Origin of the sequence: Pseudomonas spelaei (genome assembly GCF_009724245.1) — a bacterium.
Lineage (GTDB): Bacteria > Pseudomonadota > Gammaproteobacteria > Pseudomonadales > Pseudomonadaceae > Aquipseudomonas > Aquipseudomonas spelaei.
On sequence record NZ_WNNK01000081.1, the window covers coordinates 1 to 523 of the forward strand.

The 523-nt window shown below is 53.5% G+C and carries 1 pseudogene; it reads right to left on the minus strand.

The annotated features are described in order from the left end of the window. Positions 1-252: 252 nt before the first annotated feature. Positions 253-523 (minus strand): annotated as a pseudogene (locus tag GNF76_RS29500) (helicase-related protein); the annotation flags it as partial.

Consider the following 523-nt stretch of genomic DNA (forward strand, 5'->3'; position numbering starts at 1 on the left):
TTCGTCACTGACGTTTACGATGACCTATGAGTAGCCTGGAGCTAGGGTGAGGGGGAGGCGCCGAAATCAAAGTCTCGGCGAAAGTCTAGACTCGCAACGCTGTCGAATACGCCCCCCATTTCTCGATCAAACCCTCTAATGACGTGCTTGCGTTGGCTTTCAATTTCATTGCCTCGCAATTATCCTTTTACGGGTTGGCCCGGGCAGTTGTCCACTCACAATGAAAAAGGCCACCCGAAGGTGGCCGTCACACTATGAAGCGATAAGCTGCCTTGCCAGTGCCATCTCAACCGAGTCCCCATCCTGGTTCAGCGAGTCGAGACCAGACTCTGGAACGTCTCCCGACGTGCTTTGAGCCACGGCAATTTTTTTGGCCATCAACTGCAGGCAGGTAATCTGCGAGCTGCCTGCATAGCCAAAGAAGATCACCCGCACCGGATGCTTCTGCCCAATCCTCCATGACCGTCTGGCTGCCTGTTGTAGCGTATACACGTTGTAGCCGGTCTGTAAGAACACAATGGTT